Annotated in this window: 24 protein-coding genes and 1 pseudogene; 16 read left to right on the top strand and 9 right to left on the bottom strand. The window is 39.0% G+C overall.

Annotated features, from left to right (window positions below):
- The first annotated feature begins 11 nt into the window (after positions 1 to 11).
- From serS to ACLCEG_RS13895, 3 genes are all read left to right on the top strand, one after another.
- Positions 12 to 1,283, top strand: coding sequence for a serine--tRNA ligase (gene serS, locus ACLCEG_RS13905; protein ID WP_174722535.1), 1,272 nt, complete (start codon positions 12 to 14; stop codon positions 1,281 to 1,283).
- Between the two features lie 67 nt (positions 1,284 to 1,350).
- The gene (gene cysG, locus ACLCEG_RS13900) at positions 1,351 to 2,724 is read left to right on the top strand and encodes a siroheme synthase CysG (protein ID WP_410567929.1); all 1,374 of its coding nucleotides are present in this window, start codon (positions 1,351 to 1,353) and stop codon (positions 2,722 to 2,724) included.
- A gap of 74 nt (positions 2,725 to 2,798) precedes the next feature.
- Complete coding sequence (locus ACLCEG_RS13895) at positions 2,799 to 3,272, top strand: tRNA (cytidine(34)-2'-O)-methyltransferase (RefSeq protein WP_002051239.1); 474 nt, start codon at positions 2,799 to 2,801, stop codon at positions 3,270 to 3,272.
- A gap of 60 nt (positions 3,273 to 3,332) precedes the next feature.
- Here the strand turns inward: ACLCEG_RS13895 and ACLCEG_RS13890 are convergent, their stop codons facing one another.
- Positions 3,333 to 3,713, bottom strand: coding sequence for a winged helix-turn-helix transcriptional regulator (locus ACLCEG_RS13890; RefSeq protein WP_019457186.1), 381 nt, complete (start codon positions 3,711 to 3,713; stop codon positions 3,333 to 3,335).
- A 115-nt stretch (positions 3,714 to 3,828) separates the two neighbouring features.
- Between ACLCEG_RS13890 and ACLCEG_RS13885 the strand changes: the two genes are divergently transcribed.
- Positions 3,829 to 4,389 carry a flavodoxin family protein gene (locus ACLCEG_RS13885; protein ID WP_019457185.1) on the top strand — a complete coding sequence of 187 codons (561 nt, stop codon included), beginning with the start codon at positions 3,829 to 3,831 and terminating at the stop codon, positions 4,387 to 4,389.
- Positions 4,390 to 4,426: 37 nt separating this feature from the next.
- Here ACLCEG_RS13885 and ACLCEG_RS13880 read toward each other — a convergent pair whose 3' ends face one another.
- The 6 genes from ACLCEG_RS13880 to rpoD all read right to left on the bottom strand — a co-directional run bounded on the left by ACLCEG_RS13880 (position 4,427) and on the right by rpoD (position 10,983).
- On the bottom strand, positions 4,427 to 5,812 hold the full coding sequence (locus tag ACLCEG_RS13880; RefSeq protein ID WP_019457184.1) for an APC family permease: 1,386 nt from the start codon (positions 5,810 to 5,812) through the stop codon (positions 4,427 to 4,429).
- 264 nt (positions 5,813 to 6,076) lie between these two features.
- Entirely contained in the window at positions 6,077 to 7,261 is a 1,185-nt protein-coding gene (locus tag ACLCEG_RS13875) for an iron-containing alcohol dehydrogenase (RefSeq protein ID WP_134263117.1), read from the bottom strand.
- Position 7,262: 1 nt separating this feature from the next.
- Complete coding sequence (locus ACLCEG_RS13870) at positions 7,263 to 7,796, bottom strand: hypothetical protein (RefSeq protein WP_002051257.1); 534 nt, start codon at positions 7,794 to 7,796, stop codon at positions 7,263 to 7,265.
- 80 nt (positions 7,797 to 7,876) lie between these two features.
- Positions 7,877 to 8,530: a lipoyl(octanoyl) transferase LipB gene (lipB, locus tag ACLCEG_RS13865; RefSeq protein WP_004705883.1), complete on the bottom strand. Its 654-nt coding sequence runs from the start codon at positions 8,528 to 8,530 to the stop codon at positions 7,877 to 7,879.
- A gap of 181 nt (positions 8,531 to 8,711) precedes the next feature.
- On the bottom strand, positions 8,712 to 8,999 hold the full coding sequence (locus ACLCEG_RS13860; RefSeq protein WP_002051390.1) for a YbeD family protein: 288 nt from the start codon (positions 8,997 to 8,999) through the stop codon (positions 8,712 to 8,714).
- Between the two features lie 97 nt (positions 9,000 to 9,096).
- Entirely contained in the window at positions 9,097 to 10,983 is a 1,887-nt protein-coding gene (gene rpoD, locus ACLCEG_RS13855; protein WP_004705884.1) for an RNA polymerase sigma factor RpoD, read from the bottom strand.
- A 358-nt stretch (positions 10,984 to 11,341) separates the two neighbouring features.
- On the opposite strand from rpoD, the gene ACLCEG_RS13850 reads away from it, so the two are divergent.
- From ACLCEG_RS13850 to ACLCEG_RS13840, 3 genes are all read left to right on the top strand, one after another.
- On the top strand, positions 11,342 to 11,548 hold the full coding sequence (locus ACLCEG_RS13850; protein ID WP_000099358.1) for a PA3496 family putative envelope integrity protein: 207 nt from the start codon (positions 11,342 to 11,344) through the stop codon (positions 11,546 to 11,548).
- A 72-nt stretch (positions 11,549 to 11,620) separates the two neighbouring features.
- Complete coding sequence (locus tag ACLCEG_RS13845) at positions 11,621 to 12,145, top strand: YecA family protein (RefSeq protein ID WP_019457182.1); 525 nt, start codon at positions 11,621 to 11,623, stop codon at positions 12,143 to 12,145.
- Positions 12,146 to 12,370: 225 nt separating this feature from the next.
- Positions 12,371 to 13,492: a hypothetical protein gene (locus tag ACLCEG_RS13840; protein WP_410567927.1), complete on the top strand. Its 1,122-nt coding sequence runs from the start codon at positions 12,371 to 12,373 to the stop codon at positions 13,490 to 13,492.
- Between the two features lie 38 nt (positions 13,493 to 13,530).
- On the opposite strand, the gene ACLCEG_RS13835 is transcribed toward ACLCEG_RS13840, so the two are convergent.
- Positions 13,531 to 14,463, bottom strand: a complete 933-nt coding sequence (locus ACLCEG_RS13835) for a rhodanese-related sulfurtransferase (protein WP_004705888.1) — start codon at positions 14,461 to 14,463, stop codon at positions 13,531 to 13,533.
- Positions 14,464 to 14,574: 111 nt separating this feature from the next.
- Here ACLCEG_RS13835 and ACLCEG_RS13830 point away from each other — a divergent pair, with 111 nt between their 5' ends.
- Positions 14,575 to 15,060, top strand: a complete 486-nt coding sequence (locus ACLCEG_RS13830) for a DUF1289 domain-containing protein (RefSeq protein WP_004705889.1) — start codon at positions 14,575 to 14,577, stop codon at positions 15,058 to 15,060.
- 70 nt (positions 15,061 to 15,130) lie between these two features.
- Here ACLCEG_RS13830 and gltA read toward each other — a convergent pair whose 3' ends face one another.
- Positions 15,131 to 16,405 (bottom strand): citrate synthase, encoded by a 1,275-nt coding sequence (gltA, locus tag ACLCEG_RS13825; RefSeq protein ID WP_004705890.1) that lies wholly within the window; start codon positions 16,403 to 16,405, stop codon positions 15,131 to 15,133.
- Positions 16,406 to 17,356: 951 nt separating this feature from the next.
- On the opposite strand from gltA, the gene sdhC reads away from it, so the two are divergent.
- From sdhC to lpdA, 8 genes and pseudogenes are all read left to right on the top strand, one after another.
- A complete protein-coding gene (gene sdhC / locus ACLCEG_RS13820) occupies positions 17,357 to 17,758 on the top strand; it encodes a succinate dehydrogenase, cytochrome b556 subunit (RefSeq protein ID WP_001984863.1) in 402 nt (133 codons plus the stop codon).
- Positions 17,758 to 18,123: a succinate dehydrogenase, hydrophobic membrane anchor protein gene (sdhD, locus tag ACLCEG_RS13815; protein WP_003655454.1), complete on the top strand. Its 366-nt coding sequence runs from the start codon at positions 17,758 to 17,760 to the stop codon at positions 18,121 to 18,123. Before sdhC ends, sdhD begins: the two co-directional genes overlap by 1 nt.
- Positions 18,124 to 18,135: 12 nt before the next feature.
- Positions 18,136 to 19,971, top strand: coding sequence for a succinate dehydrogenase flavoprotein subunit (gene sdhA / locus ACLCEG_RS13810; RefSeq protein WP_039250058.1), 1,836 nt, complete (start codon positions 18,136 to 18,138; stop codon positions 19,969 to 19,971).
- 14 nt (positions 19,972 to 19,985) lie between these two features.
- Positions 19,986 to 20,696, top strand: a complete 711-nt coding sequence (locus ACLCEG_RS13805; RefSeq protein ID WP_004705893.1) for a succinate dehydrogenase iron-sulfur subunit — start codon at positions 19,986 to 19,988, stop codon at positions 20,694 to 20,696.
- Positions 20,697 to 20,979: 283 nt separating this feature from the next.
- Positions 20,980 to 21,108, top strand: a pseudogene (locus tag ACLCEG_RS13800) (hypothetical protein).
- 157 nt (positions 21,109 to 21,265) lie between these two features.
- Positions 21,266 to 24,106 (top strand): 2-oxoglutarate dehydrogenase E1 component, encoded by a 2,841-nt coding sequence (locus ACLCEG_RS13795; protein WP_068936437.1) that lies wholly within the window; start codon positions 21,266 to 21,268, stop codon positions 24,104 to 24,106.
- Positions 24,106 to 25,302 (top strand): 2-oxoglutarate dehydrogenase complex dihydrolipoyllysine-residue succinyltransferase, encoded by a 1,197-nt coding sequence (odhB, locus tag ACLCEG_RS13790; RefSeq protein WP_004705895.1) that lies wholly within the window; start codon positions 24,106 to 24,108, stop codon positions 25,300 to 25,302. The genes ACLCEG_RS13795 and odhB overlap by 1 nt, the downstream gene beginning before the upstream one ends.
- 62 nt (positions 25,303 to 25,364) lie before the next feature.
- Positions 25,365 to 26,798 carry a dihydrolipoyl dehydrogenase gene (lpdA, locus tag ACLCEG_RS13785; RefSeq protein WP_002051272.1) on the top strand — a complete coding sequence of 478 codons (1,434 nt, stop codon included), beginning with the start codon at positions 25,365 to 25,367 and terminating at the stop codon, positions 26,796 to 26,798.
- Positions 26,799 to 26,853: the final 55 nt, after the last annotated feature.

Raw genomic sequence — 26,853 nt, 5'->3', positions numbered from 1 at the left:
TATGATTAATTATGATCGACCCTAAGTTACTCAGAAATAATATTGAAGTCGTTAATGCAGCTTTGGCAAAACGTGGTGTTCAGCTAGATGTCCAAGAATGGGCATCTTTAGAAACTCGCCGTAAAGACTTGCAATCAAAAACTGAAAAGTTACAGGCAGAGCGAAATGCCGGTGCTAAACAAGTGGGTCAGATTAAAAAATCCGGTGGCGATGCTTCTGAAATCATGGCACGTATGCAGGCCATTGGTGATGAGATTAAAGCTGCAGAAGTTGCTTTATCAGAACTACAAAATGAGATTGAGCAAAAAGCACTAAGCATTCCAAACTTACCAGATGAATCTGTTCCAGTTGGTAAGGATGAAAGTGATAACGTTGAAATCTCAAAATGGGGTACACCTCGTCAGTTCGATTTTGAAATCAAAGATCATACTGATTTAGGCGAGTGGATGGGCGGCCTAGAGTTTGAAACTGCGACCAAACTTACCGGTTCACGTTTCAGCGTGTTGAAGGGGCCTTTAGCGCGTCTACAACGTGCTTTAACTCAGTTCATGCTTGATACCCATACTTTAAAGAATGGCTATACTGAAGCTTACGTACCTTATTTGGTTAATGCTGACTCACTTCGTGGGACAGGACAATTACCAAAATTTGAAGAAGATTTATTTAAACTTCAAGGCGAAAAAGAATACTACCTTATTCCTACAGCTGAAGTTCCTGTCACAAACTTTGTTCGCGACGAAATCATTGATGCAGACCGTTTACCATTAAAATATGCAGCGCATACACCATGTTTCCGTAGTGAAGCTGGTTCTTATGGACGTGATACACGTGGCTTAATCCGTCAACACCAATTTGATAAAGTTGAAATGGTGCAAATCGTTAAACCTGAAACATCTATGCAGGCACTTGAAGAACTCACTGCACATGCTGAGGGCATTTTGCAGGCACTTGGTTTGCCATACCGCAAAATTTTGCTCTGTGGTGGTGATATGGGCTTTGGTGCGATGAAAACTTACGATTTAGAAGTATGGGTTCCAAGCCAAAATACATATCGTGAGATTTCAAGCTGCTCTAATATGGGTGATTTCCAAGCACGTCGTATGAAAGCGCGTTTCCGTATGGATCAGAAGAAGACTGAATTAGTGCATACGTTAAATGGCTCAGGTCTTGCAGTAGGACGTACTTTGCTTGCGGTAATGGAAAATTACCAACGTGAAGACGGCTCAATTGAGATTCCAGAAGTATTACGCCCATATATGGGTGGTTTAACCTTTATTGACTAAGATTTGCATCTAAATTGTGCACGTTTTTTGCTTAAACATAATCAGATGATTGATGTAGAGGTTTAAGGTGGATATTTTTCCAATCTCTTTGAAGTTGCAGCAGCAACGTTGTCTGATTGTGGGCGGAGGGCATATTGCTTTACGCAAGGCAACTTTATTAGCTAAGGCGGGGGCAATAATTGATATTGTTGCTCCTGAAATTGAAGAACAGCTTCTGCAATTAGTGGCAACAACAAATGGTCAGCATTTTGTTGAAGTCTTCTCTGAGAAATTTTTAAGTACACCATATCGACTCGTCATTGCTGCGACCAATGATCCGCAAGTCAATAAAACAGTTTTCGAGCAATGCGAAGTACGTCATTTACTCGTAAACAGTGTTGACGATATTCCACATTGTCGTTTTATGGTTCCTGCGATTATTGACCGTTCACCTTTAGTGATTTCGGTTGCTTCAAATGGGACATCTCCTGTTTTATCTCGACAAATCCGTACACAGTTAGAGACATCCATTCCGCATGGAATGGGAAAGTTAGCTGAGTTTTCAGGAAAATGGCGAAATCAGGTTAAAGAAAAAATTTCTAATCCCGATGAACGCCGTATTTTTTGGGAAAACTTGTATGCAAGTCCTTTAAAAGAGCAGGTTTTTAACGATAGTCTAGATGTTGCAAATAGCATGCTTGAACAAGCATTGCAGGAGTGGAAAGCACCTAAAGGTGAAGTTTATTTAGTGGGCGCAGGTCCTGGTGATCCTGAACTGCTTACCTTAAAAGCTTTACGTTTAATGCAGCAAGCTGATGTGGTCATTTATGATCGTTTGGTATCTCAACCTATTTTAGAGTTATGCCGTCGAGACGCGACAAAAATATATGTCGGAAAAGCTCGCTCAAATCATTCGGTTCCCCAAGATGGGATCAATGCTTTACTCGTTGAATATGCTCAACAAGGAAAGCGTGTCTGTCGTTTAAAAGGCGGTGATCCGTTTATTTTTGGGCGGGGTGGTGAAGAGATCCAAGAATTATTCCAAGCTGGTGTGCCATTTCAGGTGGTTCCGGGTATTACAGCAGCATCTGGCTGTTCAGCTTATGCGGGTATTCCGCTCACTCATCGTGATTATGCGCAGAGTGTACGTTTTTTAACTGGACATTTAAAAGAAGGCTCTCCTGAGCTTCCTTGGAATGAGCTGGTATATGAGAACCAGACTTTAGTTCTTTATATGGGCCTAGTAGGCTTGGAACGTATTTGTGAGCAATTAATCGCTCACGGACAGCGCCCAGATATGCCAGTTGCATTAATTTCAAAGGGTACAACCCCTGAACAAAAGGTTGTGGTGGGGTCACTTGCTGATATCGCATCTAAAGTGACAGAACATCAAATTCATGCGCCGACTCTCACGATTATTGGTGAGGTCGTACGTCTGCGTGAACAGTTACAGTGGATCTAGTGGGCTAATAATTATCTTCGATCAAGTTAATGATTGCCTGAGCTAACCAACAAGTAATTTAAGTGAGTAATTAAGTGATTCATGTTGTTCTATACGAGCCTGAGATTCCTGCAAACACAGGAAATATTATTCGACTATGTGCGAATACAGGGGCTCAATTGCATTTGGTTAAGCCTTTAGGTTTTGAGCTTGATGATAAAAAGCTTAAACGTGCAGGGCTTGATTATCATGAATGGGCAAGAATGCAGATTTGGGATAATATTGAAGCATGCCTCGCAGACTTAAAGTCAAAAGGTGTTGAGCATGTCTTTCCTCTAACGACGAAGGGTTCTGCAACTCCGCATACAGTTGATTTGAATCGACCTGTGGCTTTACTGATGGGGCCAGAAACACGCGGCTTGCCTGAGCATGTTCGTTTGATGTTCCCTCAAGAGCAGTGGATTCGCTTGCCAATGGCTGAAAACTCTAGAAGTTTGAATTTGTCTAACGCAACGGCTGTAATTGTTTACGAAGCATGGCGTCAGCAAGGTTTTAAAAATTTAGGTTAGTTTCCTAAATACAAAAAAATAAGGCCCTTGGTGGCCTTATTTTTTTGATCTAATTTTAATTTAAGCTTGTTCTAGTACTTTTTCATCATAGGTGATTTGTGCTGCTAAAACTTGCTCAATGTTTGTTTCAGCCCATTCCTTTAATTGGAATGCCATTGAAGCTACATTTTGCCCTAAAGCAGTAAGTGAGTAATCAACACGGATAGGTGAGGTGTCTTGAATTTTACGTTCGATAAAGCCATCTCTTTCTAGCATTTTTAACTTTTGTGACAAGACTTTAGGTGAAATACCCTGAATATTCTTTTTGAGTAAATTGAAGTGCTGCGTTTCTTCCTCAAGAATATTTAAGATGAGTAAAACCCACTTATCTGCAATTTTTTCAAAAAATAAACGAGCAGGGCAATGTTGTTGAAAAATATTGTATTTTAGACATTCATTCATACCATTTACCTACTTATTTCTAAAAAAATATACTAGTTACCAAGTGGTAACTAATTGACACCTAGTTTCTAAAATATATCATAAAATGGAATTTAATAAAACACAGGTTTCTCCCATGTCTAATTCTAATATTGCGGTTGTATATTTCTCTGGTTATGGCCACACGAAAGTAGTTGCTGAAACTTTTGCTAATGAAATTAATGCTCAACTTATCCAGATTGATCAGGAAGGTAATATTACTGAGCAAGATTGGGAAACATTAAACAATGCAAAAGGTATTGTTTTTGGTGCTCCGACTTATATGGGTACAGCACCATGGCAATTTAAAAAATTTGCTGATGCAACTTCAAAAGTTTGGTTTACACGTGGTTGGGAAGATAAAGTATTTGCAGGCTTTACCAACAGTGCAAGTCTAAATGGTGATAAGCAAGTTACGCTTATTCAATTACAAACTTTAGCATCACAACATGGTGGTATTTGGGTGAGTCTTGGATTGCCGCCATCAAATACAAAAAGTGCAACACGTGAAGATGTAAATAATCTAGGCGGTTCAGTAGGTCTACTTGTTCAGTCGCCATCAGATGCAAGCGTTGATGAGATTCCAACAGGGGACTTGGAAACAGCAAAACTTTATGCAAAACGCGTACAAGGTATTGTAAATAAAATATTTGGATAATAAGTCCATAAAAAAGGCGCTTTAAGCGCCTTTTTTATTATTCATGCTCGTTGTGTTGAGGAGCATTGTATTTAAAGCCTTTGGTCTTGTAAGCAAGATAACCTACACCAACCACTGCCCAAGCCAAGCCAATTTGTAAAGCAAGCTTGTCAATTTCTAACCACATTAGGAACACACTGGCAAAGCCAAGCGTCGGTACAATAATGTAATTAATAATATCTTTAACAGATTTGTTTTTACCATCTCTAAGCGCATAGCGCGAAATTACTGAGAAGTTCACAAAACTAAAAGCAGTTAAGGCCCCGAAACTAATTAAGTTAACAATATGTTCAAGGTCTAAAAAGCCAGCAGACAGCGCAACTACACCAACAATAAGAATGTTGTAAGTTGGAGTATGTAGTCTTGGGCTAATATGACCAAACAACTTTTTATTGATAACGCCATCACGTCCCATAACATACATTAAGCGAGATACACCAGCATGTGCTGAAATACCCGATGCCATTACTGCAACCACGGCAAAGTATAAAACTAATGTTTTAAATGCAATGCTACCAATTGCTGCAACCATCACAGGTTGTGATTCATCTAAAGGCTTAAAGTACGTATTAGGGTTGCTCGGGAAATACAGCTGGATAAAGTAAGTGCTTATGATAAAAATGACACCAGCAAGAAGTGCTGTTGAAAAAATCGCTTTTGGAAGCGTTTTTTCTGCATCTTTTGTTTCTTCAGCAAGTGAAGATAAAGCATCAAAACCTGTAAAAGAAAAGCACAGTACTGTTGCACCACCAATCAAAGCACTAATAGAGGTCATATCATTCCAAAAAGGAGTGAGTGACCATAATTCAGCTTTATCCGGATTTAACGTACCGTCAGCATATACACCTTGGGTCAGCAAGGTATACACTTGATAAACAAAGTAAAAGATTACACCAAGTTGAATAACTACAATTGTGCTGTTAAAGCGAGCAACAAAACGTGCGCCGAATAAGTTAATAACAGTCATTAGTGCAGTTAAGCCAATAACCCATAACCAATTATTTACTTCTGGAAACAATGCTCTTAAATAAATATCGGCCAAAATGATATTGACGAGTGGTGAAAGTAAATAGTCTAGCCAAGATGACCAACCCACCATAAAACCAACATTAGGATGAATTGACTTTTGGGCGTAGGTATATGCTGATCCTGAAGAAGGATAGCGTTTGATCATGTGTCCATAACTGATTGACGTCAATAAAATCGCAACTAACGCAAAAATATAAGAAGTAGGTACATGACCACCACTTCGTTCTGATACTAAACCAAAAGTATCAAATAAAGTTAATGGTTGAATATAAGCTAAACCAATAATAATGATGTGCCATAGCACAAGATTCTTTTGGAGCTTAGCTGTTGGTTTAGTCCCAGATAAGTTTGTCAACGGCGTTATCCTCATAATCGTTGATCAAGGATCAGCTTGGTGTTAAGGATCGTTTGAGACGAACGATCCCCCCTACATAAAAGATAAAGTGCGCCAATCTATCCTAAATTGATGCAAATTGTCAGTACTTTCGTGGAATTTTTAGCAAATTTTTTGCCATATTTCCAAAGAAAATGATGAATAAAAATTCATAGATATAAAAAAGGTCTGATTTATCATAAAAATCAGACCTTTAAGTTTTACTTTAAATATCTAAAACTTAAGTTACCAAGCTTTTTGTAAGATCTCACGTATGTCTTTTAAGCTTGCTTCCTTAGGATTATAAATAATAGAGCCATCATTTAGTGCTTTTTCAGCAACTTCATCAAGTTGAGCTTCAGTAACCTTACCAGTTTCGCGCAAGGTACGTGGTAACTTGGTTAGGCTAAACAAGCGATCACGCATTGCTAAAATAGTCGTAATTGCTCTATCTGCACGTTGGGTTGCTGGAGTTTGAGCATAAATATCTGCACCAGCTAGAGGCAATAGTAACTCACCAATTTTTTGACCATTTACTTGTTTGTTGTATTCAAGCACATAAGGTAAGAATAGGTTCATACATAAACCGTGGGGTAGGTGAGCGACCGCACCTAATGCGTGTCCTAAAGAGTGTACAAGACCTACCATCGAATTGGAAAATGCGATACCTGCCATTGTGGAAGCTTGTGCAAGCTCTAAACGACCTTGTGAGTCATTTGGATTTTCTAAAACGTTAAATAAATTTTCACTAATCTTTTTGATACCTGCACTTGCATAAGCATCGCTGAGTGGATTGGCTGCCATACAGGTATAAGCTTCCACACAGTGTGTTAACGCATCCATACCAGTCATTGCGGTTAAGTGAGGCGGCAAAGTTAATGTCATGCGTGGATCCAAGATCGCAGCATGTGGCATTAAGTAATAAGAAGCAAAGGCCAATTTCACATTCTTTTGTGTGTCGGAAACCACAGCAACCATAGTCACTTCTGAACCAGTACCTGAAGTGGTCGGAATCACAAAAAATGGCTTTAATGGTTTTGGTAGGTTGTGAGCGCCAGAATATTGAAGAAGGTCATTTCCACCTTCTGAGACTAAAATATTGGTTGCTTTGGAGGTGTCAATAACAGAGCCACCACCAACAGCAATAATCGCATCACATTTATTTGTGCGATAAGCTTCAGCAGCAAGACGAACTACTTCAAGACTTGAGTCTGGTGGAACATCATCAAAAACATAACCAATCACCGCATCAGTCGTGCTAAATGCAGCTTCAATAGGGTTGAGTAAGCCATTTGCACGGACCCCTTTATCTGTAATGATAAGTGGCCGCTTTGCACCTAAAGTTGCAAGTTCAAACGGAATATGTTCTAAAGCAGCATTACCGGCAATGACTTTTACAGGACAAAAGAATTCGTAATATGGTTTAGCCATGTTATGCGCTCCGCTTGAAGTAAGACTTAGCTACTTTTAAGTAAATATTTGCAGCTTCGTTGAATTTTTCTTTTAGGGTGAGTTCGGTTGGATATTCTTTAACTGCAAGTGACGCTACCAATTTCGGTAAAATGAGAGATTCCATTTTATTTAGGCAGCGCACTAAACGAATTGCTGCGGATACATCGCCATCAGCAATCATGCGGTCATTTGCAAATGCTTGAGCGGTACTTTCCTGAAAAGAGAACACCAAAAAAGCATGAGTTACATGCTTAAACGTAATGGTTAAATCAGGCTTTTTTTCCGCTCTTTTCAGCAGTTCTAATTGTTTATTTTCTGTCACTCGTGCAAAAAATGCTGGTCCATTTGGGAAAACATTCATTGAAAGTACAAAGTGAACAGGAAATTTAGACACTTCCTCTTGTATTTCACTATCAACCTGACTTGCCATGACTAAGCCTCGACCAACAACGTCCATCATGAGCTTAACGTAGGCAAGTTGCAGAGTGGGCTTTACAGCTTTTGTCGAAATCACTTGCTATCCCTTCTTAAAATTATGCAAAAGCAAATTTAGAGTAATTACTCTAATATATTTTTATTCCATCTCAAAATCATTTATTCAATTTTGACTTCAGGGTCATTAAAGTGACCAGATGTCTTAATATACTCAATAAAGTCCTGACAAAGTTGTTCAAATGATGGATATGGAGTCACCAAATCTTGTATGCGAACCATTTCTAAACCAGCATAACCGCATGGGTTAATTGTTTGAAAACCAGTTAATGCGCAGTCTAGGTTTAAGGCTAGACCATGATAACTACGACCACGACGAATTTTGAAACCTAAGGAACCTATTTTTCTGTCATTTACATATACACCTGGAGCATCAGGTTTTGCATATGCTTCAATATTATATTTCTTTAAAACATCTATCATAAATTGTTCAGCAAAACTGACTAATGTACGCACATTCCACTTCAGACGATTAAGATCAAACATGAAGTAAGCAACGAGTTGACCAGGTCCATGCCATGTCACTTGCCCACCACGGTCAGTTTGAACCACAGGAATGTTAGATGGAATTAGAATATGCTCAGGTTTTCCTGCCTGACCTTGAGTTAGAACTTCATGATGCTGGAGTAACCACAGCTCGTCGGGTGTATTTTCATCACGTTGATTGGTCAGGTTTTTCATCAATTCGAATTTGCTTTGATAATCTTGTAAATCGTTCCACTGACGAATAATCAAAGTGGGTTTATCAAGGCTCATTAAACATTTTCCTGTGCGATGTACTTAACAGAAGAGCAACTTCACTTTTAGGTTGTGAAAATATGCTCTTGATGAGTTTAAAGTATTTTGCTTAAACGATTCTAAATATTTGTAATTATTTATAATAAGCTTGATAGAAATAAAAATGCCATGACACGAAATTTGTCATGGCATCTTAAAATTAAAGTGCAGTTCTGATCTGCGGGCAAGCAGCCAAGTCTGCATACAAAGCATGAACTTGTTCCAATTCATCAAAACGTAATTGTGCGGTTAATGAATGGTATTTGCCTGTACGAGATTCTTGTACTTTTAACGTTGATTGGTCAAAGTCAGGAAAATGTTTCACTAGAATATCAACTACAGCTATACGTAATTCTTCACCCGCATCGCCAATCAGTTTAATTGGATAGTCCATTGGAAATACCCAAAGGTCTTCACGGAGTTCGCGAGATGGAGTGCGGTCTAACATAAGTAACCTCATCATGTGAAACGCCTGCATCATCGCAGGCGTTTGTAGCTCTTTCTATTAAATGGGGACTAGTGCCGAAATTTCAAGATTTCAGAACTTAGTCATTCTCTAAGAAAGAACGCAAGTGTTCAGAACGAGAAGGGTGACGTAATTTACGTAATGCTTTCGCCTCGATTTGACGAATACGTTCACGCGTTACATCAAACTGTTTACCAACTTCTTCTAAAGTATGGTCAGTTGGCATATCGATACCAAAACGCATTTTCAATACTTTAGCTTCACGTTCAGTTAAGTTTTCTAGAACTTCACGAGTTGCTTCTTTTAAGCCTTCTGAAGTCGCAGCATCAATTGGAGAGGTGATGTTCTGGTCTTCAATAAAGTCCCCAAGATGCGAATCTTCATCATCACCGATTGGAGTTTCCATTGAAATAGGTTCTTTAGCAATTTTAAGAACTTTACGAACTTTAACTTCATCCATTTCCAAACGTTCACCTAACTCTTCTGGAGTAGGTTCACGGCCCATTTCCTGCAATAACTGACGAGAAACACGGTTAATCTTGTTAATCGTTTCAATCATATGTACAGGAATACGAATTGTACGTGCTTGGTCTGCGATAGAGCGGGTAATTGCCTGACGAATCCACCAAGTTGCATAAGTCGAGAATTTATAACCGCGACGGTATTCAAACTTGTCTACAGCTTTCATCAAACCAATGTTCCCTTCTTGAATCAAGTCAAGGAACTGTAGACCACGGTTGGTGTATTTCTTCGCAATCGAAATTACCAAACGAAGGTTAGCTTCTACCATTTCTTTTTTAGCACGACGAGCTTTGGCTTCACCAATCGCCATACGTTTAGAAATATCTTTAATTTCAGCAACGCTTAAATTAAGTTCTTTCTCAATATCTGCAATCTTTTGCTGGAATGCTAGAACATCTGGGCGAACTTTTTCTAAATGGGCCTTAATTTCAGCAGGAGCTTTAGCAATTTGTTCATCTAACCAAGCTGGATTAGATTCTTGTTTTGGGAAAGATGTACGGAATTGAGTACGATCCATACGACCACGACGTACTGCATAACGCATAATTTCACGTTCATTAGCACGGATTTGTTCGTGAGTTCCACGAATCATTTCTGAAATGATGTCAAATAAACGTGGAGTAAATTTAAACATCATGAATACAGTTGCCAAAGACTCAAGTGCTTCATTTGCTTCACGGCTATTACGGCCATGTTTTTCAATAATAGCTTTTGTTTGAGTCCATGCTGCTTCTAATTCAGTAAAACGAACTTTTGCAACTTCTGGGTCTGGACCTGAATCACCTTCAGAGTCATCATCACCTTCAGATTCTTCTTCCTCATCGTCATCATCAAGCTTAACTTCTTTTGTTGATTTTGAAGATGATTCGTCTTCTTCCTCAAGTTCCTCAACGTCTTCCAAAACTTCAGGAATATCTTCATCAGTTTCAGGATCGAGGTAACCAGATAAAATATCTGCAAGACGACGTTCGCCAGTTAAAAAATCATTATATTCTTTTAATACAACTTCAACCGCATTTGGCCAGTAAGCAATTGAATTCAGGACATCACGAATCCCTTCTTCAATACGTTTGGCAATGCTGATTTCACCTTCACGGGTTAATAGTTCTACTGTACCCATTTCACGCATGTACATACGTACAGGGTCTGTCGTACGTCCAGGCTCATTTTCAACCGATGCAAGTACGGCAGCAGCTTCTTCTTCAGCAACTTCATCTGCTGTGTCAGTTGACTCACCGAACATAGTATCGTCAGATTCAGGTGCACGCTCGTGTACAGGAATACCAACGTCTTGAAGCATCTGAATAATGTCTTCAATCTGTTCGCTTTCAGTAATCGAGTCCGGCAGATGATCGTTAACCTCAGCGTAAGTTAAGTAACCTTGTTCTTTGCCTCGGCTAATCAGAGCCGCTACTTGAGAAGTAGGGGAATGCATATCGCTCATCTTTGCTTACTCTTTGTTGAATCTGTGGCAGTGAAAAACCGTGCATGATAGCACAATTTGCTTGAAATGTTTTGGCTTTGATCGATGACCGTTAAATAAAAAATATCTTTGAATTCACGACTATTTTTTGAATATTGGGCTAAAATCATTTTTTTCAAGTTTAAATCGTAGAAAAATTTGTATAAATCTTCGCTTATCGAAAGATTATGGTGTTTTATAAATACACAATTTTTTGGGTGAAAAACAGTACAAATGAGCAATTAAATGAAAAAAATATAAATAAAACTTGACAAGGAAAAGTAAGAAAGATAAATAGCGGCTAGACCCATTCACATTTTTTCATTATGAGGTAGTTTTAGTGTCTTCTACAGATTTTGAACTAGATGATAACTACGGCGATGATGATGATGTCGGTTTTGATGAGTCATCAGGCAAAATCAGTGCAAAAGAATCGTTGGAAAAACGTAGATTAATTGATGATCTATTGGCACAGCGTCGTTTAGAGCGTGAGTTAAAAGATTTCGATTATGATTTAGACGATGATGATCTTGATGATGAAGACTGATCAAAACTAAATAGGGCATCGTCGGCTTAAGTGCTATGCTATCGTCAATTTCTTTTAAAGTCAGGTAACACAATGAGTGCATTAGATTTAGACCAGTTAAGTGAATATCTAGATGGAGACCACAATGAGTATGGTCTAGACTTTGCTGCAACTCATGGTTTTTTGTGTGCAATTGCAGTAGGTCCTCAATTTGACCGTTGGTTAGATGAATTATTTGATAGTAACCATAAAAAGGTTCCTGCAGAGATCATTCAGCAAATCAAACTTTGGTTAGAGTCGATTCGTCAAGATTTAGCAAATGAAAATGGAATTGAATTTCCATTTGAAGTTGAGGAAGCGGATGTTGAGTCAAGTCTAGGCGATTGGAGTGTTGGGTTTGTTGATGCAATGTTCTTAAACGAAGAAGCATGGTTTGCTCCTGAGTATGAAGAACAATTGGTTGATTTAACTTTACCGATCATGGTTTTTAGCGGAATTGATGAAGAAGATCCACAGATGGAATCTTTCCGTCGCAATGGACAGTTAATGGATGAACTGGCAGAAGAAATTCCAGATAATTTGAATGAATTATATTTGATGTATCACACTCCAAATTAATTTATTAGAAGAAATAATAAATAACGTCCTTTCTAGGGCGTTTTTTATGTTTTAATTATTTTTAATACACAATAAAATATAATATTTTGACATTAATTTTATTTCTATATAATCACGTGCAAATTTTTTGATATCAATTTCTTAATCAAAAAATTAATTTATTTCGCCATGAATATTTTTATTGGTGATATGAAAATCTTTAATGCTTTAATAACGTGATTTAATATGAAAATAATTTTTAAAATTACTGGCGTACTCTCAGTAATATTACTTGTAGCCTGTGGTAATGAAAATAGCAAAAGTGTCAGTGAAGAAAAAATTGCACAATCGACCCAAAATCAAGTTGCTTATAAAGTAATCTCTGGTACTGCATTTTCAACTTCTGCTTTAAATGGGGCAAATGTAACAGCAATTTGTAAAGATGGGTTTGGTTTTAAAGATAATGTAATTGTTAATGCACAAGGACAATGGCAAGGGGAAATAGACACCAGTAAATTTCCTTGTCGTTTAGAGGTGAAAGCTAATGGGCAAACTTATCATAGTTATATCGACCATGAGGGAAGTGTAAATATTAACCCGCTTACGGATATGGTTGTTGCTTATGCAAGTAACCAGGTTCCTGTAACGTGGTATCAATCTGGAAGTATAACTAAAGAAAAGTTAAATTCGGCAAATTCTGCTTTGGTAGCTGAACTTATTAAAAAGGGATACGGTATTAATAATGATATAGATCTATTTAATACTGAGATGAAAGCAAATAAGCCTATTCCTCAAGCTATTCAAGAGTTGTTGGAAACTATTAAGAATAATGGAAATATTAAAGACTATGATGCACTGTTAATGTTAATTAAAGATGGAAATTTATCTCAAATACCTGAGAAAATAGAATTTCTAAATAATAGTGTAGCAAAAGTTTTTGGCTTTAATAAAGATGCTTGCCAAGCACTTCCGAAAACAGAAAATATGGAACAATATAATAAATGCTCTGAGAAGGTTATTGATGATTTTTCAGAAAGTAATTTAGTTGCTACTGATTCTGATGAAAAATGTATTTTAGTTAAACAAGGCAATAAAGTAAGTTTAACTAAAGGGAATCAAACAGTATCAGCATTATTAGATAAAGAACAAGAGGATGGCATGGACTTCACTTTTGATGAAGGTGAACTAGAAATTGTAGATCTTATAATTAATACAGGGCCTTACACAGATATAAATACTTATAGTCAGATTGGATTAGACTTTTCTGGTGATGGGAAGTTGAGGGGTGTTGTTGGAAAGTCTCCAACAGTGCCTTCAATGAATTGTGCTAGCCCAGAGTTTAAAAAGCTAATGGAGCTTTATAAGTAAATTAAAAAAAAAGGGCATCATTTGATGCCCTTTTTTAATTATAAGCGTTTGCGTTTAGCTGCGGCAATTTGTGATTGGCGCATACGGAAGCCAGCTTTTTGTTTTTCAGTTGTTTTGTCGATGCAATACACGCATGAAACACCATGTTCATAGCTTGGTAGAGCAGACTCTTCTGGAGTTAAAGGCCAGCCACAAGCATGACATTTAATGTTTGCACCTTCTTCAACACCATGAGTTACAGCAGTACGTCCATCAAATACGAAACATTCACCTTCCCAAAGGCTTTCATCTGCTGGAGTTTCTTCTAAGTATTTAAGAATACCGCCTTTTAAGTGGTAAACCTCTGTAAATCCTTCTTGAAGAAGTAAAGATGTTGATTTCTCACAACGAATACCGCCAGTACAGAACATCGCAATTTTTTTGTCTTTGTGCTGTTCTAACTCTTTTTTAACATACTCTGGAAACTCACGGAATGTTTCTGTTTTAGGATCGATCGCACCTTTAAAGGTACCAGCCTTATATTCATAATCATTACGTGTATCGATTAGAATAACATCATCACGTGCAATTAAATCATTCCATTCTTTAGGATCAAGATAGTGACCAACTAAATCGCGAGGTTTTACTTCTACGCCTAAAGTTACAATTTCTTTTTTAAGTTTAATTTTCATTTTACGGAACGGTTTGTCGGAGCTATGGGACTCTTTATATTCCATCGCTTTAAAACCTTCGTTTAACAAAAATTGATGGATTTTATCAATTGCCTCACGGTCCCCAGCCACGGTACCATTAATTCCTTCGCCTGCTACAATTAGAGTTCCACAAAGGTTGATTGTTTTCACTAAGTCTAAAAGACGTTGTTGAAGATCAGCAGGATCTTGAACTTCTTTAAATTGATATAGTGCTGCAACAACCCAACCAGCGGTCGCTTGCTGTTCTACAGGTGCAAGCTGTTCTACAGTAGCGTTCATGGAAAACTCCAAATGTATTAAGATAGAAATTTAAGGCGCATATTTTAGCGCGAAAATGAGTAATAAGCGAGAAAACCATAAAAAGTATATGGTTTATTTAAGGAGTCTGTTTTGAGTAATGATCATCGAACGCTCTCTCTCACCCCATGTGCAGGGCGTTGTTCAACAGTTTTTGGTGATCAGGTATGTCGTGGTTGTCGCCGTTTTAACCATGAAGTCATTCAATGGAATACTTATACAGCAGAGCAGCGTTTGGCTGTCTGGAAGCGCTTAGATGATCAATTGAACCAAATCTTGGTACCTATGCTGCCTCATGCAAATCTCCAGCATGTCGAGGGTTTTATTCTAAGTAAGCGTGTTCGTTTGATGGAAGGGGCGAGTAAAGGCCGTAAGCTTTATCATGCCTTAAAAATCTGTGAGAAAAATAAACATCTTGCCTCAGAAAGTGGTTTGGGTATTTTAGATTCTCAAGTTAAAACAATTTGGGATGAATTTGAAAGACGCGTCTTGGCTTTGGCTAAAGCAAGTTATGAATTGGCTTGGTTAAGAGCTGATGGTATTAGTCATCATTTGTTAAATATGTTTGAAGAAGAATAATTTTTTAAAAAACTTATTTATAAAAAAGCTGCCAAGAGGCAGCTTTTTTACATTAATGTTCTTTCGAATATTAACGCTTGATGTCACGTTGAACTTCACCAGTGTAAAGCTGACGTGGACGACCAATTTTGTAAGGGCCGCTGTGCATTTCTAACCAGTGGCTGATCCAACCAACTGTACGTGCAAGAGCGAAGATTACAGTAAACATTTCTGTTGGAATACCAATCGCTTTAAGGATGATACCAGAGTAGAAGTCTACGTTAGGGTAAAGTTTACGCTCAACAAAGTACGGGTCATTTAGTGCAATGCGCTCAAGTTCCATAGCAAGTGCTAATTGAGGATCATTGATACCTAAAGCTTCAAGTACTTCGTCACAAGTTTGTTTCATGACTTTAGCACGTGGGTCGAAGTTTTTGTAAACGCGGTGACCGAAGCCCATAAGTTTAACTTCTTTGCGCTTAACTTTTTCCATGAATTCTGCAACGTTTTCAACGCTACCGATTTCATCAAGCATCTTAAGAACTGCTTCGTTAGCACCACCGTGAGCAGGTCCCCAAAGAGCAGAGATACCAGCAGAGATACATGCATACGGGTTTGCACCAGTAGAACCAGCAAGACGAACTGTAGAAGTAGACGCGTTTTGTTCATGGTCAGCATGAAGCGTGAAAATACGATCCATTGCACGAGCAAGAACAGGATTAACTTTGTAATCACGGTCAGCAGGAGTAGCAAACATCATGTGTAAGAAGTTTTCCGCATAACTTAAATCGTTACGTGGATAGATGAATGGTTGACCTACTGTGTATTTATAACTCCAAGCAGCAAGTGTTGGAATTTTTGCAATTAAACGAATTGCAGTGATTTCACGGTGGTTAATGTCTTCGATGTCAAGATTGTTGTGATAGAACGCAGATAATGCACCAACAACACCAACCATGATTGCCATAGGGTGAGCATCACGACGGAAACCATTGAAGAAACGGCTAACTTGATCGTGAACCATAGTGTGAGCACGAACTTTCGTATCAAACTCAACTTTTTGTTCAGCAGTTGGGAGCTCGCCATTTAATAATAAATAACAAGTTTCAAGATAGTCTGCTTGAGTTGCTAGTTGGTCAATCGGGTAACCACGGTGTAATAAAATACCTTTGTCACCATCAATGAAAGTAATTTTAGATTCGCATGCGGCTGTCGCCATAAAACCAGGATCGAAAGTAAAATGACCTTCTTTCAGTATGCTGCTCACATCAATTACATCTGGACCTAAAGTGCCACTGTAGATTGGTAATCCAATTTCTTTGCCATCAAGATGTAATACGGCTTTTTTGCCATTTGCTTCAGACATTCAATAGATCTCCTGTCCTGGTGAATGATTATCTGACTCGAAATCCTAATTTTCTCATGTGCGAATCAGACGGTGTCAAAATTTGCTATAAGATTAGTGAGTACTGAAATTTTGTCAATTATACTTATGGATAAAAAATGACGTTCCCACAGAGAGTTAGTCATTAAGACCCGAGCAAAAAAGTCAGTAAAATCACTGCATCGGGATGGTATCATAAGTCAATTCAATAAGAACGTGCAGAAAAAAAATGAAGGGTGAGTACAATTGTAAGCAAATTTATAAATAAAAAATTAGACTCAGAACTGGTTATAAAATGCCAATTTGCTTAAAAAAATCATAAAACTCAGTCTGTAATTTTAAATTGTGATTCAAAAATAACCTAATTATCACCATTTGATAATTCCAAAAGTTGTACTTTTTTTAAGTTTAATTGTTTAAAAAATAGCTTGTTGATCATGTTGGATAAATTAAAACTCACTTTTTGTAAAAATAGTGCTCATTGTTAAGAGTCAAGTGGCTCTTTATTGCTTTTAATATAAAAAGGGTGTTAATTATTTTTAAAATAAAGTCATTAAAATTAGGGTGTAAGCGCAATTTTGGTTTATCCTTTTGATTAGACTTGATGAATTATTAACTTTATCTTTAGTCTAAAACGCACTTATTTTAAATAAAGCAGTAGAAAAGATTTTTTTTATAAAAGATGAGATTAAACAAGCACATGTTTTGTTTAATTTTAACTTTTGTACAGGGAGGATTGCTGTTTAGTTGTGTGAATGATTCTTATTTAATGAGTTTTTGCGGAAAAGGCAAAGTGGATTGTTTGTATTTTGATATTTCGCGTTTTATAATTCAGTGTCGTTTATAGGTTAGGCATGAGCTGTGCTTGCCTAACAATGCCAGCTTTCCTTGGAATTAATTCAACAAACTCCGGTCGGAGTTTCTACCTACAGGATGCCCGCTGTGAAAAGCAACAGACCTGTCAATTTGTCCATGGGTCAGGTGTTAGCGGTAAATTTACGCTCACCCGTGGCTATTGCATCAATTTTACACCGTTTATCAGGTGTCATCGTTTTCTTATTAGTACCAGTTCTATTATGGATTTTAGATAAATCATTATCTTCGCCAGAAGGATTTGACTACGTTAAAAATGTCGTTTTCGGAAATATCCTTGTACGTTTTGTCGTGTGGGTATTTGTAGCCGGCTTAATTTTCCACTTTATTGCTGGGGTTAAGCATTTGCTTGCAGATCTAGGTTTTGCTGAAGAACTGCAAAGCGGTCGTATTGCAGCGACAATTTCATTGATCTTATCTGTGGTAGCCATTATCGCAGCCTTTGTATGGATTATGTTCTAATGAAAAGTGCTACAGGTTTAACAGGTTCAGGTTCTCGTGATTGGTTTATCCAGCGTGTAAGTGCTGTAGTATTGGCAGCTTATACTGTTGTTCTTTTGGGTTGGATTCTCTGCAAAGGCGGATTTGACTATCAACAATGGGCTGGCTTCATGATGACATTACCGATGAAGATTTTTTCTTTATTGGCAATTTTGTCGCTTATCGCACACGCATGGATTGGTATGTGGCAGGTTTTCACTGACTACGTCACTACTCGTCAAATGGGTCCTTCAGCGAAAGGTTTACGCCTTGTACTGACTACGGCTGTCATTATTGCAGTGTTTGTGTACGCAATCTGGGGTATCCAGATTTTCTGGGCGAATTGATAGGAAGATATCATGGGCGCGATAACCCCTAAAGAAGATTATTCAAATATTCAAAACCTTACTTTCGATGCTGTTATCGTTGGTGGTGGTGGTTCTGGTATGCGTGCATCTTACCAACTTGCTCAAGCAGGTTTGAAAGTTGCAGTACTTACTAAAGTTTTCCCAACACGTTCACATACAGTTGCTGCTCAAGGCGGTATCGGTGCGTCGTTAGGTAACATGCAAGAAGATAACTGGCATTTCCACTTTTACGACACAGTAAAAGGTTCTGACTGGTTAGGTGACCAAGACGCAATTGAGTTTATGTGTCGTGAAGCGCCAAAAGTTGTATATGAACTAGAACACATGGGTATGCCGTTTGACCGTAACGCCGATGGTACAATTTACCAACGTCCGTTCGGTGGTCACTCTGCGAACTATGGTGATAAACCAGTTCCACGTGCTTGTGCTGCTGCTGACCGTACTGGTCACGCATTATTACACACGCTTTATCAAAGCAACGTGAAAATGGGTACTCAATTCTTCGTTGAATGGATCGCTCTTGATTTGATCCGTAACGAAGCAGGTGATGTACTCGGTGTAACTGCAATTGACCAAGAAACTGGCAACATCGCAGTATTCCAAGCTAAAGCAACATTGTTTGCAACTGGTGGTGCTGGTCGTGTTTACCGTGCATCAACAAACGCTTATATCAACACTGGTGACGGTCTTGGTATGGCTGCTCGTGCTGGTATTCCATTACAAGATATGGAATTCTGGCAGTTCCACCCTACAGGTGTTGCGGGCGCAGGCGTATTGTTAACTGAAGGTTGTCGTGGTGAAGGTGCAATCCTTCGTAACAAAGACGGCGAACCGTTCATGGAACGTTATGCACCGACTTTAAAAGACTTGGCTCCACGTGACTTCGTATCACGCTCTATGGACCAAGAAATTAAAGAAGGTCGTGGTTGTGGTCCAAAAGGTGATTATATCTTGCTTGATATGACTCACTTGGGTGCTGACACAATCATGAAGCGTTTACCATCTGTATTTGAGATTGGTAAAAAATTCGCAAACGTAGACATTACTAAAGAACCAATTCCAGTAGTACCAACAATCCATTACCAAATGGGTGGTATTCCTACGAATATGCATGGTCAAGTGTGCTTACCAGAACCTGGTACAGATAACTACACTAAACCTGTAAAAGGTTTCTATGCAATTGGTGAATGTTCTTGCGTATCAGTTCATGGTGCAAACCGTTTAGGTACTAACTCACTTCTTGACTTGGTTGTATTTGGTAAAGCTGCTGGTGAGCACATTATCGACTACGTAACTAAGCACCATGGTGATGAATATGCACCGCTTCCAACAAACGTATTAGAGCAAACTTTAGAGCGCGTGCGTAAGTTGGATGACTCAACTACTGGTGAAAATGCTCAAGAAGTTGCTGATGCAATTCGTGATATCGTTCAAGATCACGCGGGTGTATTCCGTACTCAAGCTTTACTTGATAAAGGTGTTAAAGAGATTCTTGCTCTTGAACCACGTGTACGTAACATTCACTTGAAAGATAAATCTAAAGTATTTAACACTGCGCGTGTTGAAGCGCTTGAAGTTGAAAACTTATATGAAGTTGCAAAAGCTACATTAATTTCAGCTGCTGCGCGTAAAGAATGTCGTGGTGCGCATACGGTAGTTGATTATGAATTACCAGCTGATCACCCAACTTATTCATACGGTCGCCGTGATGATGAGTGGATGAAACATACTTTATGGTATTCATCAGATAACCGTTTGGAATATAAGCCAGTGCGCTTCAAGCCGTTAACTGTTGATGCAATTCCACCAGCACCACGTACATTCTAATCAGGAGTATAAAGATGAGTAGAGGTACTCGTACATTCGAAATCTACCGCTATGATCCTGATAAGGATAAAGCGCCGTACATGCAAACTTTCAAACTTGAATTGACTGATAAGCACCGTATGTTGCTTGATGCATTGCTTGCTTTGAAAGTTCAAGACGAAACGTTAACATTCCGTCGTTCATGCCGTGAAGGTATTTGTGGTTCGGATGGTGTGAACATCAATGGTAAAAATGGTTTGGCTTGTTTATGGAATTTAAACGACCTACCTGAGAAAATTGTAATTCGTCCATTGCCAGGTTTGCCAGTTATTAAAGATTTGGTTGTTGATATGAACCAATTCTATGATCAATATGACAAAATTCAGCCATTCTTGATCAATAACCAACCAGCTCCACCTAAAGAGCGTTTACAGTCTCCTGAAGAGCGTGAACACTTAAATGGTTTGTATGAATGTATTCTTTGTGCATGTTGTTCAACTTCATGCCCATCATTCTGGTGGAACCCTGATAAATTCTTGGGTCCTTCAGCATTGTTGAATGCATACCGTTTTATTATCGACTCTCGTGATACTGCAACAGCAGATCGTTTGGCTCGTCTTGACGATCCATTCAGCTTATTCCGCTGTAAAGGTATTATGAACTGTGTGTCAGTATGTCCTAAAGGTTTGAATCCAACAAAAGCAATCGGTCATATCCGTAACATGTTGTTAGATCAAGCGGGTTAATTCTGCGCAAATAGGAAACGCACATCCTTGATGTGCGTTTTTTTTTAACTTTATAATACGCACCTTATACTTTAGTCGGTAAAATAGGGGTTTTTATATAAAGCACCATATATTAATAGATAAAATTGGATATGTATTTCGCCAATTTATAGATGGTATGTGTCAAAAAAATCAATCGTTCGTTAAGAACATGATACGATTTGCCACAAAGTTATAGGTGAAAAAAGCGTATACTAGTGAAATTAAATTAAGTGGCACGATCTTAGATCAGTGCTTAATTTTTATGGTCAAAGTCATTTTAGAAAAGTTAATTGTATAGTTAATTTTTCTAAAAAGATTTGCAAAAAATTGCTCGGTTTTAATCGAGTATAAGGTGAGTGATGATGCCATTGAGGGCGTTGTGATTCATTAATTACCTATGGAGTTTTCTCTCTAGGTAGTATGACGCCCCATGGTCGTAAAGACCTGTTGGGTAAGTAGTGTCATTTTTACCGATTTGACATTATGCATCATGGGTGTGCTTAAAAGGCAGCCTGTAATATTTTTTGCAATAGGAAATGGGTCCACAAATGCAAGAAGTTGCTGACGCATTGCGTCTTGACACTGAACTTTCCGCTGATAGTGCAGCGTATATTGAAGAACTTTACGAGCAGTACCTGACTTCCCCAACCTCTGTAGCTGAGGACTGGCGCCAATATTTCGATAAATATCCAAAAGGTGACCAACCACACAGCGCTGTGCGTGAGCAATTCCTATTACTAGGACGTAATGCTAACCGTGTTCAACCTGTTGTACAAAGTACTGTAAGTACTGAGCATGAGCGTCGTCAAATTGGCGTTTTACAACTTATTGCTGCTTATCGCAATCGCGGACATCAAAAAGCTAAATTAGATCCATTAGGTCTTGCTAAGCGAGAAGATATTCCTGATTTAGATCTTTCAGCACATGGTTTAACCAAATCAGATTTAGACACAGTATTCAACACAGGCAATCTTGAGATTGGTAAGAGTGAAGCAACTCTTGCTGAAATGATTGAAGCAATGGAAGCGATCTATTGTGGTTCAATCGGTGTTGAATACATGCATATCGTGGACACAAAAGAGAAGCGTTGGATTCAACAACGTCTTGAAAGTGCCCGTGGTAAGTTCAATTACTCAAATGATCAAAAGAAAGGCTTCTTAGAGCGTTTAACTGCTGCTGAAGGTCTAGAAAAATATCTTGGTAATAAATACGTCGGCGCTAAACGCTTTGGTGTTGAAGGCGGCGAATCTTTTATTCCTATGGTAAACGAGATTATCCAGCGTGCTGGTGCTGTAGGTTGTAAAGAAGTTGTTATCGGTATGCCACACCGTGGCCGTTTGAACCTTCTTGTTAATATTATGGGTAAAAACCCTGCGGACTTATTTGGTGAGTTCGAAGGTAAATCAATTCATAAAAAAGGTTCTGGTGACGTTAAATACCACCAAGGTTTCTCAAGTAATGTAATGACTCCAGGTGGCGAAGTTCACTTGGCATTGGCATTTAACCCATCTCACTTGGAAATTGTTGGTCCTGTAGTTGAAGGTTCTGTACGTGCACGTCAAGTACGTCGTAGAGACATCGGCGGTGATGACGTATTACCAGTTATTGTTCATGGTGATGCTGCATTTGCAGGTCAAGGCGTGAACATGGAAACCTTCCAAATGTCACAAACTCGTGGCTATACGGTTGGTGGTACGGTTCATATCATTGTGAACAACCAAGTTGGTTTCACAACTTCTGATCCGCGTGATGCGCGTTCTACAGAGTACTGTACAGACGTTGCTAAAATGATTCAGGCGCCGATTTTCCATGTAAATGGCGATGATCCTGAAGCAGTTATCTTTGCTACTCAATTAGCACATGATTTCCGTCACGAATTCCGTAAAGATGTTGTTATCGATTTGTTCTGTTATCGCCGTCGCGGCCATAACGAAGCAGATGAGCCATCTGGTACACAACCATTGATGTATCAAGTAATTGCGAAGAAAGCAACTACTCGTACACTTTATGCTGATCAACTTGTACAACAGAAAGTACTTGATCGTGCTGAAGCGGATCAAATGGTTGAAGATTACCGTTCTGATTTAGAAGCGGGTAATCATGTAGCAAACGCATTGATTCTTGAACCAAATACCAAAATGTTTGTTGATTGGACTCCATATTTGGGCCATGACTACACAGACGATTGGGATACTTCATTCGACTTGAACCGCCTTAAAGAATTGGGCGAGGGCATGAGCAAACTTCCTGAAGGGTTTGTAATGCAGCGTCAAGTTCAAAAAGTAATTGAAGATCGCGTGAAAATGCAAACTGGTGAAACTCCTTTGAACTGGGGTGCAGCAGAAACTTTAGCTTATGCAACTTTATTAGATGAAGACTATCTAGTTCGTATTACTGGTGAAGACGTGGGTCGTGGTACCTTCTCACACCGTCATGCGAAATTGCATAACCAAGCTGATGGTTCAACTTACATTCCACTTTGTCATGTTAAAGAGAACCAACCACGTTTTGCGATTTACGATTCTTTATTATCTGAAGAAGCAGTTCTTGCATTCGAATATGGTTACGCGACTACAATTCCTAAGAGCTTGATTATTTGGGAAGCACAATTTGGTGACTTCGTAAACTGTGCTCAAGTTGTGATTGACCAGTTTATTGCTTCTGGTGAGACTAAGTGGGAACGTGTTTGTGGTTTAACAATGTTGTTACCACATGGTTTCGAAGGTCAAGGTCCAGAGCATTCTTCAGCTCGTTTAGAACGTTTCTTACAGTTATGTGCTGAAGATAACATGCAAGTGATCACTCCAACGACACCTGCACAGATTTTCCATGCATTACGTCGTCAAGCTGTACGCCCAATTCGTAAGCCATTGATCGTAATGTCACCAAAATCTTTACTTCGTCATAAACTTGCAACTTCTACTTTAGAAGAACTTGCAAATGGCTCATTCCAAACTGTAATTGACGAAATCGATCAAATTAACAAGTCAGATGTAACTCGTCTTGTACTTTGTGGCGGTAAAGTTTATTACGACTTACTCGAAAAACGTCGTGAACAAAACTTAACTAATGTTGCAATCGTACGTATCGAACAGTTGTATCCATACCCAGAGCAACGTCTTGCGGAAATCTTGGCTGCTTATCCAAATGTGAAAGAACTCGTTTGGGCACAAGAAGAGCCGAAGAACCAAGGCGCATGGTTATTTATTGCACCGCGTTTATATGACGATATCTTAAAATCTGGCAAACAAATCCGTATCAGTTTTGCAGGTCGTGAAGCTTCTGCTGCACCAGCTTGTGGCTCACCGTACTTGCATGCAAAACAACAAGCTCAGCTAATTAATGATGCATTGGCAATCGAAGCTGAACAATCAGGAGATTCTCAATAATGGCAACCGAAATTAAAGCACCGGTATTCCCAGAGTCTGTTGCAGATGGCACCATCGCAACTTGGCATAAAAAGGTGGGTGAACCTGTATCACGTGATGAAGTAATCTGTGATATTGAAACCGACAAAGTTGTTTTAGAAGTTGTTGCTCCTGCAGATGGTAGCTTGGTTGCAATCATTAAAGGTGAAGGCGATACAGTTCTTTCTGACGAAGTTATTGCTCAATTCGAAGCTGGTGCTGGTGCAGCGGCTGCTGCTCCTGCGGCAGTAGAACAAGCAGTTGCTCAAACTCAAGCTGGTGCAGCTCCTGTTGTTGAACGTACAGAAACTGTATCTGATCAAGCTCCTGCGGTTCGTAAAGCTTTAACTGAATCTGGTATTGCTGCTGCTGACGTACAAGGTACTGGCCGTGGTGGTCGTATCACTAAAGAAGATGTTGCAAACCATCAAACTAAACCAGCTGCTAACGTTACTCCGTTAAGTGTTGCTGTTGGTGAGCGTATCGAAAAACGTGTTCCAATGACTCGTTTACGTAAGCGTGTTGCTGAGCGTCTTCTTGCTGCAACTCAAGAAACTGCAATGTTAACTACATTTAACGAAGTTAACATGAAGCCAATCATGGAATTGCGTAAGCAATATAAAGATGCTTTCGAAAAGCGTCATGGCGCTCGTTTAGGCTTCATGTCATTCTTCGTTAAAGCAGCAACTGAAGCGCTTAAACGCTACCCAGCTGTAAATGCTTCAATTGATGGCGACGATATCGTTTATCACGGTTACTATGACATCGGTGTTGCAGTATCTTCTGATCGTGGTCTTGTTGTTCCAGTATTACGTGATACTGACCGTATGAGCTATGCAGAAGTTGAAGCAGGTATTGCTGCTTATGCTGGTAAAGCACGTGACGGTAAATTATCTATCGAAGAAATGACTGGTGGTACTTTCACAATCACTAACGGTGGTACTTTCGGTTCATTGCTTTCAACTCCTATTTTGAACCAACCGCAAACTGGTATCTTGGGTATGCACAAAATCCAAGAGCGTCCTATGGCGGTAAATGGTCAAGTTGAAATCTTGCCAATGATGTACTTAGCGCTTTCTTATGACCACCGTATGATCGATGGTAAAGAAGCTGTAGGTTTCTTAGTAGCAATCAAAGAATTGTTAGAAGAGCCAGCTAAACTCATCCTTGATCTTTAATTTCTTCGAATAAATACCTACCAGGGTAGAGCGATCCTCTATCCTGGTTTATGGAGATAAAAATGTCTCAACAATTTGATCTTGTTGTCATCGGCGGTGGTCCTGGTGGTTATGAAGCTGCGATTCGTGCTGCTCAACTAGGTTTCAAAGTCGCTTGTATTGAAAAACGTATTCACAACGGTAAGCCTTCTTTAGGTGGTACTTGCTTAAACGTAGGTTGTATCCCTTCTAAAGCTTTGCTTGATTCTTCTCATCGTTATGAAGATACAGTGCATCACTTAGCTGATCACGGTATTACAACTGGTGAAGTGAATTTCGATCTTGCAAAACTTCTTGCTCGTAAAGACAAAATTGTTGACCAATTAACTGGCGGTATCGATCAATTGCTTAAAGGCAACGGTATTGAGTGGTTAAAAGGTACAGGTAAATTACTTGCTGGTAAAAAAGTTGAGTTCGTTTCTCATGAAGGTGAAACTCAAGTTTTAGAACCTAAATACGTAATTCTTGCGTCTGGTTCTGTGCCTGTAAATATTCCTGTAGCTCCTGTAGATCAAGACATTATTGTTGATTCAACTGGCGCATTAAACTTCCCAGAAGTGCCTAAGCGTTTAGGTGTGATCGGTGCTGGTGTAATCGGTTTAGAGCTTGGTTCAGTATGGCGTCGTCTTGGTGCTGAAGTTGTTGTATTTGAAGCAATGGATGCATTCTTACCAATGGCTGATAAAGCTTTGGCAAAAGAGTACCAAAAGCTTTTAACTAAGCAAGGTCTTGATATTCGCGTTGGTGCTAAAGTTTCTGGCACTGAAGTTAATGGTCGTGAAGTGACTGTTAAATACACTCAAGGTGGCGAAGAAAAAACTCAAACTTTTGACAAATTAATCGTTTGTGTTGGCCGTAAAGCATATGCAGAAGGTTTATTGGCTGAAGATTCAGGCATTAAATTAACTGAACGTGGTTTAGTTGAAGTAAATGATCACTGTGCAACTTCTGTAGAAGGTGTATACGCGATTGGTGACTTGGTTCGCGGTCCAATGCTTGCTCATAAAGCAATGGAAGAAGGTGTAATGGCTGTTGAGCGTATTCACGGTCACGCAGCTCAAGTGAACTATGACACAATTATTTCTGTTATCTATACACACCCTGAAGCGGCGTGGGTAGGTTTAACTGAAGAGCAAGCTAAAGAAAAAGGTCATGAAGTAAAAACTGGTCAATTCGGTTTTGCTGTAAATGGTCGTGCTTTAGCGGCTGGTGAAGGCGCAGGTTTTGTTAAGTTCGTTGCTGATGCAAAAACTGACCGTTTATTAGGTATGCATGTCATTGGACCTGCAGCATCTGATATCGTTCACCAAGGTATGATCGCTCTTGAATTTGTATCTTCAGTTGAAGATCTTCAGTTGATGACTTTTGGTCACCCAACATTCTCTGAAGTTGTTCATGAAGCTGCACTTGCTGTAGATGGTCGTGCAATTCACGCGATTCAACGTAAGCGTAAATAAAATTAAAGAGCGGTTCTCCGCTCTTTTTCACATTCGATGGTGTGATTAAAAAATC

The sequence above is a fragment of the Acinetobacter sp. H1(2024) genome, from assembly GCF_046557555.1.
Classification (GTDB): Bacteria; Pseudomonadota; Gammaproteobacteria; order Pseudomonadales; family Moraxellaceae; genus Acinetobacter; species Acinetobacter seifertii.
The sequence above is the reverse complement of the archived record's forward strand: the minus strand, read 5'-3'. Positions and strand labels throughout refer to the sequence as shown.

What these genes read in the sequence shown, in the direction of transcription:
- serS (WP_174722535.1), top strand. Translation starts at nt 12, where the DNA reads ATGATCGACCCTAAGTTACTCAGAAATAATATTGAAGTCGTTAATGCA.
- ACLCEG_RS13890 (WP_019457186.1), bottom strand. Translation starts at nt 3,713, where the DNA reads ATGAATGAATGTCTAAAATACAATATTTTTCAACAACATTGCCCTGCT.
- ACLCEG_RS13885 (WP_019457185.1), top strand. Translation starts at nt 3,829, where the DNA reads ATGTCTAATTCTAATATTGCGGTTGTATATTTCTCTGGTTATGGCCAC.
- ACLCEG_RS13875 (WP_134263117.1), bottom strand. Translation starts at nt 7,261, where the DNA reads ATGGCTAAACCATATTACGAATTCTTTTGTCCTGTAAAAGTCATTGCC.
- lipB (WP_004705883.1), bottom strand. Translation starts at nt 8,530, where the DNA reads ATGAGCCTTGATAAACCCACTTTGATTATTCGTCAGTGGAACGATTTA.
- ACLCEG_RS13860 (WP_002051390.1), bottom strand. Translation starts at nt 8,999, where the DNA reads ATGTTAGACCGCACTCCATCTCGCGAACTCCGTGAAGACCTTTGGGTA.
- rpoD (WP_004705884.1), bottom strand. Translation starts at nt 10,983, where the DNA reads ATGAGCGATATGCATTCCCCTACTTCTCAAGTAGCGGCTCTGATTAGC.
- ACLCEG_RS13845 (WP_019457182.1), top strand. Translation starts at nt 11,621, where the DNA reads ATGAGTGCATTAGATTTAGACCAGTTAAGTGAATATCTAGATGGAGAC.
- ACLCEG_RS13840 (WP_410567927.1), top strand. Translation starts at nt 12,371, where the DNA reads ATGAAAATAATTTTTAAAATTACTGGCGTACTCTCAGTAATATTACTT.
- ACLCEG_RS13835 (WP_004705888.1), bottom strand. Translation starts at nt 14,463, where the DNA reads ATGAACGCTACTGTAGAACAGCTTGCACCTGTAGAACAGCAAGCGACC.
- gltA (WP_004705890.1), bottom strand. Translation starts at nt 16,405, where the DNA reads ATGTCTGAAGCAAATGGCAAAAAAGCCGTATTACATCTTGATGGCAAA.
- sdhC (WP_001984863.1), top strand. Translation starts at nt 17,357, where the DNA reads ATGCCCGCTGTGAAAAGCAACAGACCTGTCAATTTGTCCATGGGTCAG.
- sdhD (WP_003655454.1), top strand. Translation starts at nt 17,758, where the DNA reads ATGAAAAGTGCTACAGGTTTAACAGGTTCAGGTTCTCGTGATTGGTTT.
- sdhA (WP_039250058.1), top strand. Translation starts at nt 18,136, where the DNA reads ATGGGCGCGATAACCCCTAAAGAAGATTATTCAAATATTCAAAACCTT.
- ACLCEG_RS13805 (WP_004705893.1), top strand. Translation starts at nt 19,986, where the DNA reads ATGAGTAGAGGTACTCGTACATTCGAAATCTACCGCTATGATCCTGAT.
- ACLCEG_RS13795 (WP_068936437.1), top strand. Translation starts at nt 21,266, where the DNA reads ATGCAAGAAGTTGCTGACGCATTGCGTCTTGACACTGAACTTTCCGCT.
- odhB (WP_004705895.1), top strand. Translation starts at nt 24,106, where the DNA reads ATGGCAACCGAAATTAAAGCACCGGTATTCCCAGAGTCTGTTGCAGAT.
- lpdA (WP_002051272.1), top strand. Translation starts at nt 25,365, where the DNA reads ATGTCTCAACAATTTGATCTTGTTGTCATCGGCGGTGGTCCTGGTGGT.